General features: G+C 70.4%; 9 protein-coding genes. 5 read left to right on the top strand and 4 right to left on the bottom strand.

Going from position 1 to position 11,614, the window contains the following annotated elements:
• The first annotated feature begins 96 nt into the window (after positions 1-96).
• The 3 genes from SK803_RS35255 to SK803_RS35245 all read left to right on the top strand — a co-directional run bounded on the left by SK803_RS35255 (position 97) and on the right by SK803_RS35245 (position 5,318).
• Positions 97-2,838 carry a DEAD/DEAH box helicase gene (locus tag SK803_RS35255; RefSeq protein ID WP_319970520.1) on the top strand — a complete coding sequence of 914 codons (2,742 nt, stop codon included), beginning with the start codon at positions 97-99 and terminating at the stop codon, positions 2,836-2,838.
• A gap of 121 nt (positions 2,839-2,959) precedes the next feature.
• On the top strand, positions 2,960-3,682 hold the full coding sequence (locus SK803_RS35250) for a DUF4333 domain-containing protein (protein ID WP_319970519.1): 723 nt from the start codon (positions 2,960-2,962) through the stop codon (positions 3,680-3,682).
• A gap of 466 nt (positions 3,683-4,148) precedes the next feature.
• Positions 4,149-5,318 (top strand): GNAT family N-acetyltransferase, encoded by a 1,170-nt coding sequence (locus SK803_RS35245; protein ID WP_319970518.1) that lies wholly within the window; start codon positions 4,149-4,151, stop codon positions 5,316-5,318.
• On the opposite strand, the gene SK803_RS35240 is transcribed toward SK803_RS35245, so the two are convergent.
• Positions 5,315-6,259, bottom strand: a complete 945-nt coding sequence (locus SK803_RS35240; RefSeq protein ID WP_319970517.1) for a 5'-3' exonuclease — start codon at positions 6,257-6,259, stop codon at positions 5,315-5,317. The two genes, SK803_RS35245 and SK803_RS35240, sit on opposite strands and share 4 nt — an antisense overlap.
• A 116-nt stretch (positions 6,260-6,375) precedes the next feature.
• Between SK803_RS35240 and SK803_RS35235 the strand changes: the two genes are divergently transcribed.
• Together SK803_RS35235 and SK803_RS35230 are read left to right on the top strand one after the other, a co-directional pair.
• On the top strand, positions 6,376-7,497 hold the full coding sequence (locus tag SK803_RS35235; RefSeq protein WP_319970516.1) for a M24 family metallopeptidase: 1,122 nt from the start codon (positions 6,376-6,378) through the stop codon (positions 7,495-7,497).
• Positions 7,494-7,940: an Lrp/AsnC family transcriptional regulator gene (locus SK803_RS35230; protein ID WP_045313945.1), complete on the top strand. Its 447-nt coding sequence runs from the start codon at positions 7,494-7,496 to the stop codon at positions 7,938-7,940. The genes SK803_RS35235 and SK803_RS35230 overlap by 4 nt, the downstream gene beginning before the upstream one ends.
• Here SK803_RS35230 and SK803_RS35225 read toward each other — a convergent pair.
• The 3 genes from SK803_RS35225 to SK803_RS35215 are packed head-to-tail and all read right to left on the bottom strand — an operon-like array spanning position 7,913 to position 11,567.
• Complete coding sequence (locus SK803_RS35225) at positions 7,913-8,551, bottom strand: ATP-binding cassette domain-containing protein (RefSeq protein ID WP_319970515.1); 639 nt, start codon at positions 8,549-8,551, stop codon at positions 7,913-7,915. The genes SK803_RS35230 and SK803_RS35225 overlap by 28 nt on opposite strands.
• On the bottom strand, positions 8,527-9,126 hold the full coding sequence (locus tag SK803_RS35220; protein WP_319970514.1) for an ABC transporter ATP-binding protein: 600 nt from the start codon (positions 9,124-9,126) through the stop codon (positions 8,527-8,529). The genes SK803_RS35225 and SK803_RS35220 overlap by 25 nt, the downstream gene beginning before the upstream one ends.
• On the bottom strand, positions 9,123-11,567 hold the full coding sequence (locus SK803_RS35215) for an ABC transporter permease (RefSeq protein WP_319970513.1): 2,445 nt from the start codon (positions 11,565-11,567) through the stop codon (positions 9,123-9,125). The genes SK803_RS35220 and SK803_RS35215 overlap by 4 nt, the downstream gene beginning before the upstream one ends.
• Positions 11,568-11,614: the final 47 nt, after the last annotated feature.

The raw sequence follows: 11,614 nt of genomic DNA, 5'->3' as shown, positions 1-11,614 counted from the left end.
GCAGCTGTGCGGGGTGGCGGGCTCTGTGGCTTCAGTGGTGGTTGAAGTTAATCTATCTCGGCGGCGATTGTCGGTGTGATGTGAAAGCCTGATGGGGTGTCAAGTGCTTCGCGGTCCCCGGCCGAGGCCTACGCCGACTCCCGGCGCAACGCCCAGCGGCCCAAGCTGACCGACTTCGGCTCCGTGATCTCGTTCGAGCTGGACCCGTTCCAGCGCCAGGCCTGCGAGGCCCTGGAGGACGGTCACGGCGTGCTCGTGTGCGCCCCGACGGGTGCCGGCAAGACCGTCGTGGGCGAGTTCGCCGTCCACCTCGCCCTGAGCGAGGGCCGCAAGTGCTTCTACACGACACCGATCAAGGCGTTGTCCAACCAGAAGTTCGCCGACCTCACCGCGCGGTACGGGGCGGAGAGCATCGGCCTGCTCACCGGTGACACGAGCGTCAACGGTGGCGCGCCCGTGGTCGTCATGACCACCGAGGTGCTGCGGAACATGCTCTACTCGGGTTCGTCCACTCTGGACGGACTCGCCTACGTCGTGATGGACGAGGTGCACTACCTCGCGGACAGGTTCCGCGGTCCGGTGTGGGAAGAGGTCATCCTGCACCTGCCCGAGCACGTGCAGGTGGTCGGTCTGTCCGCGACGGTCAGCAACGCCGAGGAGTTCGGCGAGTGGCTGGTCGAGGTGCGCGGCGACACCACCGTCGTGGTCGACGAGCACCGGCCGGTGCCGCTGTGGCAGCACATGCTGGTGGGCAACCAGATGCTGGACCTGTTCGAGGGCGACGAGACGCACGCGCGGATCAACTCGCAGGTGCTGCGCAAGACCGAGGAACTGACGCGTTACCACGTGCCGTTCAGCCGTGGCCGCAACCGCGGCGGCACGAGCGGGCGGCCGCCGCGCAACACCGGGTTCAAGCCGCCGTCGCGCACGGACATGATCCAGCGGATGGACGCGGCCAACCTGCTGCCCGCGATCGTGTTCGTGTTCAGCCGCGCCGGCTGTGACGCCGCGGTCGCGCAGACGGCGCGGGCCGGGTTGCGGCTCAACTCGCCGGAGGAGACCGACCAGGTCCGCCGGATCATCGACGAGAAGACGCGCGACCTGCCAGAGGCCGACCTCACCGTGCTGGGCTTCTGGGAGTGGCGTGAGGCGCTGGAGCGGGGCATCGCGTCGCACCACGCCGGGCTGCTGCCCGCGTTCAAGGAGACCGTCGAGGAGCTGTTCGTCCGCGGGCTGGTCAAGGTCGTGTTCGCGACCGAGACGCTCGCGCTGGGCATCAACATGCCCGCACGCACGGTCGTGCTGGAGAAGCTCGTCAAGTACAACGGCGAGGCGCACGTCGACCTCACGCCGGGCGAGTACACGCAGCTCACCGGTCGTGCGGGGCGGCGTGGCATCGACGTCGAGGGGCACGCGCTGGTCGTCTGGCAGCCCGGGATCGACCCCAAGGCGGTCGGCGGGCTGGCTTCCACCCGCACGTACCCGCTGCGGTCGTCGTTCCGGCCCGGTTACAACATGGCCGTCAACCTGGTGCACCAGCTGGGCGCCTCGGCCGCGCGCGAGATCCTGGAGCAGTCGTTCGCGCAGTTCCAGGCGGACCGCTCGGTGGTCGGCCTGGCGCGCCGGATCGAGCGCAACAAGGAGGCCCTCTCGGGTTACTCCGAGTCGATGACGTGCCACCTCGGTGACTTCACGGAGTACGCGTCGCTGCGCCGCCGGGTCTCGGACCGCGAGAAGCAGCTCGCACGGCAGAACACGAACGCGCGCCGCATCGACACGGCGAAGTCGCTGGAGCGGCTGCGCAAGGGCGACGTGATCGCGGTGCCTTCGGGCCGTCGTTCGGGTCTCGCCGTGGTCATCGACCCCGGTCTGGAACCGCTGGGTGAGGCACGGCCGCTGGTCGTCACCGAGGACCGCTGGTCGGGCCGGCTGACGTCGGCGGACTTCCCGTCGCCGGTCGAGGTGCTGGGCCACATCAGGCTGCCCAAGCAGGTGGACGTGCGCTCGCCCAAGTCGCGGCGCGACCTCGCGGCGACGATCCGCAACACCGGCATCACCGTGCCGTCGCGGGGCCGCAAGGCGACCACGGCGGACGACGACCCCGAGCTGGCGACGTTGCGCCGTGCCCTGCGTGTGCACCCGTGCCACGGCTGTGACCAGCGCGAGGACCACGCGCGGTGGGGCGAGCGGTATCACCGGCTGCTGGCCGAGACCGAGCAGCTGGAGCGCAAGGTCGCGGCGACCACGCACTCGCTGGCGCGGCAGTTCGACCGCATCCGGGCGTTGCTGCGCGAGCGGGGCTACCTCAGCGAGGCCGAGGAGGTCACGCAGCACGGCAAGCGCCTGACCAGGCTCTACAGCGAGTCCGATCTGCTCGCGGCCGAATGCATCCGCCACGGCGTGTGGAAGGGCCTCAAGCCCGAGGAGCTCGCCGCCGTGGTGTCGTCGCTGGTCTACGAGGCGCGCCGGGACGGTCCCGTCGAGGCGCGGCTGCCGCAGGGCGCGGTGTCGGACGCGATGCTCAAGACCGTGCGGCTGTGGGCGGAGATCGAGGACGACGAGCGCCGGCTCAAGCTGGAGCGCATCACGCGGCAGCCGGATCCGGGCTTCGCGTGGCCGGTGTTCCGCTGGGCGCGCGGCGAGTCGCTGGAGAAGGTGCTCAGCGCCGCTGAGGCCGGTGGCAACGAGCTCGGCGCGGGCGATTTCGTGCGCTGGTGCCGGCAGGTGATCGACCTTTTGGACCAGATCCGTGAGGTGGTCGGCCGACAGGACCCGGTCGGCGCGGCGGCGGCCAAGGCCGTCGACGCGCTGCGCCGCGGAGTTGTGGCGATGATGTGAGTGGAAATCTGACGCTGACCTGTGACACAGGCCTGACGAAGGTTTTGCGAGTCGGAGTAAAGACTGACGTCAACGGTGTGATTGGATCGCGCCGCAACGTCGTACACACGGAGGTCGACAGATGAGCAGCCCGTACGGACCGTCCGGAGGGAACGATCCGCAGCAGCCCTGGGGCCAGCCGCAACAGCCGCAGCAGCCCTACGGAGGCGGGTTCCCTCCCGGCACACCGTCCGGCGGCTTCCCGGCTCAGAACCCCTACGGCCAGCCGCAGCCCCAGCCGGGCCAGCAGCCGCAGCAGCCGTACCCCGGTTTCGATCCGTCGCAGCAGCAGACGCAGCAGTACGGCGTGCCCGGCCAGCAGCCGCAGTCGAACCCCTACGGCACCCCCGCGCAGGACCCGTACGGCCAGCAGACCCAGCAGTACGGCATGCCGGGCCAGCAGCAGCCCAACCCGTACGGCGAGCAGCAGCCGAACCCGTACGGCCAGCAGCCGGGCTACGGCCCGCCGATGCCGCCGAAGAAGAAGTCCAGCGCGGCCATCTGGGTCGCCGCGGTGGTCGTCGTTCTCCTCGTCGGTGGCGTGCTGTTCACCGGGTTCGTGTCGCCGGCGTTCTTCAAGAAGAAGATCTTCGACAACACGGCCGTGCAGACTGGCATCGTCCAGATCCTGAAGGACGAGTACAAGATCTCCGACGTCGGCAGCGCGACCTGCAGCGGTGAGAACGAGGTCAAGCCCAACACCTCGTTCGAGTGCAAGGTCCAGGTCGGCGGCAAGGACAAGAAGGTCAAGATCGTCGTCAAGACCGAGGACGGCGAGTACGAGGTGGGCCAGCCCACCGGCTGATCCTCTGCTTTTCGCGTCAGCCTTCCCCCAGGAACTTTCTGGGGGAAGGTTTTTCTTTTGCTCTGTTCGGTGTTCCGGCCGAGGAGGCCCAGCCGAACGTCGGCCTCGGCGACGGTGAGGCCGTGCTCGTGGAGCGCGCTTCCGCTCCCGTCCGCTGGTTCGTGTCGGAGGCGCGGGAACGCCGCGAGATGGCGAGGGTCGCGCACGACGGCACCGCGCACCGGTTCGCCGGTGATTTGTGCTGGGAGCAGTCCAACCCGCCCGGCTCCACGCGCGGCCTGGAGGAGGTGCGGAAGGGCATCGCGATCGGCTGCCGGCCACGACGTTGCGGTCCCTCGCCATGGCCGACCACCGGGGCGTCGAGATCCCGATCGCCGCTTCCGAGGTGCACCACCTCGTCGAGGTGATCCGCGGGCGGTCGGAAACTGAGGTGCGCACGCGGTCGTGCTGAGACACGATCGCGGGCGTGACCGAGATCCGCGTTCTCACCGACGAAGCGCAGTTCCGTGCGCACATGTCCGTCTTCCGCCGTGCCATGCACTGGAGCCCGCCCAGTGACGAGCAGTGGCAGGTGATTCGCCCGTCTTACGAGCCCGATCGCGTCCTCGCCGCGTTCGACGGTGACGAGATCATCGGAACGGCCTCGTCGTTCGGCTCCTCGCTGGTCGTGCCTGGCGGTGCACTTGTGCCTCACTCGGCCATTTCACGCGTGGGCGTGCGTGCTGATTACACGCGCCGTGGCGTGCTGAGTGCCTTGATGCGCGAGCAACTCTCATCGCTGCCCGACCCCGTGGCCACCTTGCGCGCCTCCGAGGGACGCATCTACGGGCGTTTCGGCTACGGCCTGGCCGGACGGTGGCGGACCGTCGAGATCGACGCCAGGCGGGCCGTGATCCCCGGTGACCTGACCGGCCGCGTCCGGATGCTCGACCAGGACACCGCCGACAAGCTGCTGCCGGAGCTGCACGAGGCCATCGGGCTGACCAGGCCGGGCCAGATCGGCCGGTGGGCGGGCTGGTGGGCCAGGCAACGGGACCGCAAGACCGAGGCGGAGAACTCGGTCACCGTCGTCCACAGTGGACCAGACGGCGACGACGGTTTCCTGACCTACAAGGTCACCACGACGAAGGATTTCGACCACGAGCTGTCCATCGAGGACTTCGTGTGGGCGAACGACGACGCGTGGCGCGACCTGTGGATCTACGTGTCGCGCCTGGACCTGGTCGACAAGATCGAGATCGACCTCGCCCTCGACGAACCGGTGAGCTGGCTGTTCGAGGACCCGCGCGTCGTCAGGACGAAGGACGTGTTCGACGAGATCTGGCTGCGCCTGGTCGACGTGCCGCGCATGCTGTCCGCGCGCACCTACGGCGTGGCTGATCCGGTCGTCATCGAGGTGCGGGACGAGCTGCTGCCCGCCAACGACGGCCGTTACCGGGTGTCGCCGGACGGCGCCGAACGCGTCGAGGAGCCGGCCGACCTCACCATCCCCGTCGACCTGCTGGGCGCGGTGTACCTCGGCGACACGACGTTCTCGCAGCTGGCGGCGACCAGACGGATCGAGGGGACCCGGCTGGCCGACGCCGACGCGTTGTTCGCCGTGCCGCAGAAGCCGTTCTGCGGGACGTTCTTCTAGGCGCGCCGCTCCATCGCGTTCACCAGGCGCGGCACCGAGCTGCCCAGGCCCCAGCGCTGCGTGAGCTCGCGCAGCCGCTCGGGGTCGGCGGGCACGCGAGGCACCTCGTCGTCGCGGTCCAGGATGACCGGGGCGTCCAGCGCGGTGCGGACGACCACGGGTGCCACCGCCAGGTAGTCCTCGGCCGCGATGAGCGAGTTGCGGGCCTTGGTCGTGAGCTTGCGGTCCATCGGGTCCGTGACGGCTTTCAGCACGGCGTCGAGCGAGCCGAACTCGGTGATGAGCTTGGCCGCGGTCTTCTCGCCGATGCCCGCGACGCCCGGCAGACCGTCGGAGGGGTCGCCGCGCAGCACGGACATGTCGGCGTACGCGGAACCGGCGTTCTCGACCGGCAGCGAGTACTTGGCCGCCAGTTCCTCCGGGCCGAGGACCTCGGCCTTGTTCCAGCCGCGGCCGACGTAGACGACGTGCACGGGCGTGGGTTCGAAGCGCACGACCTGGAACATGTCGCGGTCGCCCGTGACGACCTCGACGGGCGACCTGGTCTCGCGGTGGGCGAGCGCGCCGATGACGTCGTCCGCCTCGTAGCCCGCGGCCTCGCCGGTGCAGATGCCGGCCGCGTCGAGGACGTCGAGGATGATCGGGATCTGCGGTGTCAGGGTGTCCGGGACCTCTTCCGACCCGTCGGTCGCGTCCTCGGCCACGCGGTGCGCCTTGTAGGACGGCAGCGCCTTCACCCGGAACTCGGGCCGCCAGTCGGCGTCGAGGCAGGCGACCAGGCGACCGGCGCCGCGTTCGGTGATGACGCGGGCGATCGTGTCGACGAACCCGCGCACGGCGTTCACCGGCGTGCCGTCGGGCGCGGTCATCGAGTCCGGCAGCGCGTAGTACGCCCGGAAGTAGAGGCTCGCGGAGTCCAGCAGCACCAGGGGAGAGCTCACGAAGGGACAAGCTACTCGTGCGCGGGCCGCTGACGCCTGCCGGGCGCGCCGCCGTGCCCGGCCGAGTGCCGAACGCGCGCGGCAGGCATCGTGGTCAACGCACTAGGCTTTCGGTCATGGCAACGATCATCGGGCCCATCGACGTGTCCGCGCTGCGTGCGCGACTCGACCGCGCTTCCGCCGCCGCCGAGCAGGCGGGCGTCGACGCCCTCCTCATCTCGCCCGGCTCGGATCTGCGGTACCTGATCGGTGCCGGTGGCGACTCGTTCGAACGCCTCACCTGCCTCGCGCTGCCCGTCGGCGGCACCCCGACGCTGGTCGTGCCGAAGCTGGAGCAGCCCGGTTACGCCGCCATCCCGACCGACGAACTGGGCGTCGAGGTCGTCACGTGGGTCGACGGCGAGGACCCGTACGCGCTGGTCAAGGCCGCGTTGAAGGGCAACAGGACGGCCGTCGCGGACATGATGCCCGCGCTGCACACCATCAAGCTCGGCAACGCGATCGGCGGCCCGCAGTCGCTGGCCGGCCCGATCATCCGCGAACTGCGCATGCGCAAGGACGCCGCGGAGATCGCCGCCCTGCGCAAGGCCGGTGCCGCGATCGACCGCGTGCACGCCCGCATGGGCGAGTTCCTGCGGGTGGGCCGCACCGAGCGCGAGGTCGCCAAGGACATCGCCGCCGCGATCGTCGAGGAAGGCCACACCGTCGCCGACTTCGTGATCGTCGGCTCCGGCCCGAACGGCGCCTCCCCGCACCACCGCGACTCCGACCGCGTGGTCGAGGCCGGCGAGGTCGTCGTCATCGACATCGGTGGTCCGGTCGCCGAGGGCTACAACTCCGACTCGACCCGCACCTACGTGATGGGCGAGCCCGCTTACGACGACGTGTGGGACACCTACGCCGTCCTGCAGGCCGCGCAACAGGCCGCCGTCGACGCCGTCAAGCCCGGCGTGACCTGCGAGCAGGTCGACGAGGCCGCCCGCAAGGTCATCGCGGAAGCGGGCTTCGGCGAGTACTTCGTGCACCGCACCGGCCACGGCATCGGCCTGGACGTGCACGAGGAGCCCTACATCGTGAGCGGCAACGCGCTGCCGCTCGAAGCAGGCATGGCGTTCAGCGTCGAGCCCGGCATCTACCTGCCCGGCCGCTGGGGCGCCCGCATCGAGGACATCGTCGTGGCCACCGAGACCGGCGTCGAGTCCTTCAACAACCGACCTCACGAGCTGGTGGTGCTTTGACCCTCGAGCAGATCGACAGAGCGATCCTGAAGGAACTGGCCTCGGACGGCCGGTGCAGTTTCACGGACCTGGCCGAGCGGGTGGGCCTCTCGGTCTCGGCGGTGCACCAGCGCGTGAAGCGCCTGGAACAGCGCGGCATCGTGAAGGGGTACGCGGCGAGGCTGGACGGCGCCGAGATCGGCCTGCCCATGTCGGCCTTCATCTCGCTCTTCCCGATCAACCCCGCCGAGCCCGACGACTACCCGAAGCGCCTCGAGCACCTGTCGGAGATCGAGGCCTGCTACTCGGTGGCGGGCGACGCCTCCTACGTGCTGCGCGTGCGGGTGGCCTCGCCGACGGCGCTGGAGGAGCTGCTGCAGAAGATCCGGGAGTCCGCGAACGTGTCGACGCGGACGACCGTGGTCCTCTCCACCCCCTACGAGGACCGGCCGCCCTCGGTCTGAACCTGGCCGTCGGCCAGCACGAGCACACGATCGGCAACGGCGTGCACGGCGTCGTGGTGCGTGGCGATCAGGACCGCGGCGCCTTCGTCGGCGACCCGTCGCAGCAATGCCACCGCGGCCACCGCGCTGACCGCGTCCAGGTGCGCGGTCGGCTCGTCCGCCAGCAGAGCCGCGGGCTGAGCCACCACGGCGCGAGCCAGGGCCGCCCGCTGCTGCTGCCCGAACGACACCTGCCCGGGATACCGGGCACCCAGTCCTGAAATCCCCAGCTCGGCCAGCAACCCGGCGACCCCGGCGACAGAACGCCCCGCCAGCCGCAACGGCAACGCGACGTTCTCCTCCAACGTCAGCTCGGACGCCAGCCCCAGCGACTGCGGCAGCACCGCACAGGCCGACCAGGACGCGAGCCCTGGCAACACCGATCCGCTGTCCGGGAAGTCGAAGCCGCACAACAACGACAGCAGCGCCGTCTTGCCCGACCCGGAAGGCCCGCTGAGCGTCACCAGCTCCCCGGCGGACACCGCCAGGTCCACCCCGCGCAGCACCGGGACGCCGCCGAACGTCCGGTGCACACCACAGGCCTGGATCACGACGCCGCCAGGGGAACGCACAGGTCCGCCAACGCGACCAGCCGCGGATCGTGCGACGCCACCACGGCCGGCACCGGCAACGACGACAAGGTCTCCAGCACCAGATCAGCCGACCGGACGTCCAGCTGGGAAGTCGGTTCGTCCGCCACCACAACGGAAGCGCCGCGCGCCAGCGCACACCCGAAGGCCAGCCGCTGCTGCTGCCCGCCGGACAGGGCCCCGATCCGCCAGGCCGACGACCCGGCCAACCCCAGGCGGTCCAGCAACGAGAGGTCCGTCGCACCGGCGGCGCGCAGGTTCTCGCCCACGGTCAGATGCGCGATCAGGTTGTCCGCGGGGTTCTGGAAGACGACCGCGATCTCCTTGCGCCGCAACGCCCGCAGGTCCGACCACGGCAGGCCGGAGGTGGCGGTGTCACGCACGAACACCTCGCCGGCGGACGGGCGTTCGACCAGCGACAGCACCCGCAGCAGCGTCGACTTGCCCGAGCCGGACGGGCCCGACAGCACGGTGAGTCCGGGTGCGATGGTCAGCGACACGTCCGACACGGCGTGCACGGAACCGTAGGACACCCCGACGCCACAAGCGCGGATCACCTGAGCAGCTCTCCCATCCGCGCGGTCCGGACACCGCGCAACGCGAGCCATGCCGCCACGACGACCACCACGAGACCGCCCAGCACCATCAAGCCCAGCAACGACGTGAGGTCAGGCAGCATCGGGGCGGGATTCAACCACGGTGCGGGATCCAGGCGCGGCACGGCGACACCAGCGCTCACGAACGATGCGAGCGCCCCGACCACGAGAGCCAGCAACGCCAACGTGCCGACCTCCATCAGGTGGCTGGACCAGAGCACGGACGGCCGCATGCCCATGCGGGTCGACAACGCGCCGGAGACGGCGTTCTGGCGGCGGCGCACCTCGATGGCCAGCAGCAGGGCGACCGCGGCCACGACGGCGAGCACGACACCGATCGCGGCCACGAAACCGAAGGTCCACTCCACGGTCAGGAACGGCAGGCCGTCGAGCACCCGCCCGCGATCAGCGACGTTCGTGTAGTGGACACCGGCATCTTGCAAGGCGGAAGTCAAGGCGGACAACGGCAACGACGACCACAGGTGCCACGAACCCACCTGTTCGACGGCGGGCACCGAGTCCCGCGCCACGACGTAGCCGCGCGTGCCCAGCTTCGGGAACGCCGGCAGCGAGGCGACCGGCTTCAGCAGCGGCAGCCCGGGAACCTGTATCTCCTGGTTCGGCGAGCGCCCGATGCGCAGGGCGGGCGCGATGTCACCGGTCCGGCGCAGCGAGGAGAGCATCGTCCGCACGGCAGGAGCGTCGTCCAGCACGGCCGCGTCGGTGAACGTCGCCGGGTCGACGACCAGCGCGCCCGTGCTCACGCCGACGAGGGTTGTGTTGCCCCGCAACGACGACGGCAGCGGCACCCGGCCGAGCGCGATGTCCTGCGACACCTGGACCGTGCTGTTGGCGCCGACGAACACGCCCGACTTCGAGTCCAGCGCCGACCGCTGTGCGCCCGCGACCGCACTGCCCACCGCGATGGTGCCGACCGCCAGCACGCCCACCAGCAGCACGCCGGTGACCGGCCCGACCGCGGCGGCGAGGCGGCGCAACGCCAGTTGGGCGGCCGGAACCCGCCACCACTGCACGCGATGCGACCAGCCCAGCGACCACCGCAACAGCCGGGTCGCGAACAACGCGGCCGCCAGCACCACGAGCAGCGGGAAGGTCAGTGCGGCCACGTCGATCCGCGGCAGTTCGCTGGCCTTCACGGCGGTGCCCAACCCGTTGCGGGACAGGCGAACCCACGCCAGCACGGCCAGCAGCGCGACGACCAGTTCCCACGGCACTAGAGAGAGCCGCCACGAACGCGCGCGGCGCTGGAACGTCCGGTCCGTACGCCACGAAGCCACGAGAACGGTCACAGCCAAAGAAGCAACCACGACAGCCAACACGAAGCCCAACGCCACCCAGAGCGTCCCCCGGGCCAAAACCACCCCAGGTGCGTACAAGGGCAACAACAGCCGTGCGGCAACCAGTCCCAGCAGCCCGCCCAGGACCAGCGGTAACCCGAGCTCCAGCACGCCGCGGCAGCCGAGAGCCAGCGGGCTCGCCCCGCGCACCCACAGCAGCCGCAGCTCGGAATGCCTGCGCTGCGCCCATTGCACGGTCACCGTGCCGACGCCGGCGAGCCCGACCAGCACGCTGACGATCACCAACGGCAGCAGCGCGGACGTCACGTTGCGCTCGGAGGTCCGGGCGGCGGTGATCACGGACGACAGCAGGTCCGTGCGGGTCAGCGGCAGCCCGAGCGACGACACCAGCGCGTTCCCGTTGTCCCGCAACGCCTCCGCCTCGGCGAGCGTCGACAACGGCTCAGTCGGGAACCGCAACGACACCGAGGCCCCCGACGAGAACTCCGGTGGGAGCGAAGCGAGGTCCGCCACCCGCGGCACCCAGATCACCGAGGTGCTGGCGCCGTCGCCGCTCAACGGGTTCGGCACGACCGTCTTCGCCTCGGAACACCACCAGCCGGACACGGGATGCGCGAGATCGGCGTAGATCGCGCTGACGACCAGCGAGGACCCGGTCAGCCGATCACCCACGCGCACCCGCGCGGCGGTGGCGATCGTCTGCGGCACCCACAGCCCGGTGCCGCCGCCTTGGACGACAGTCAGGTGCGACAGCGCGTCCGGGCGGTACCCGAACCGGCCGTAGGTGGCGATACCGTTGAAATCAGGACGGTCGATCCGCGTGTAGACCGCGCCCAGCGGACTGCGCGACGACATCGAGACGACGGTGGCCAGCGGCAGCTCGTCCCCGTCGAGCGAGGGATGCAGGGACTGCGGGCAGATCCGGCCCTGCTGGTACGCGAGAGCCGCGCTGCCGGAGGAGGACGAGTGCAGCACGGCCGCGGCCACCACGAAGCCCAGCAGCAACGTCGTCGCGATGCTCACCAGCAACGTGAGCGGACTCGACAGCGCTGCCCTGGGCGCGGCTCTCCACGGCAACTGCACCAGCGCACGCTAGCTGGCGTTCCGTGATTTTGGGAGCCTTTCGACCT

The sequence above is a fragment of the Lentzea miocenica genome, from assembly GCF_033949945.1.
Lineage (GTDB): Bacteria > Actinomycetota > Actinomycetes > Mycobacteriales > Pseudonocardiaceae > Lentzea > Lentzea miocenica.
This window is presented reverse-complemented; position numbering and strand designations above follow the sequence as displayed.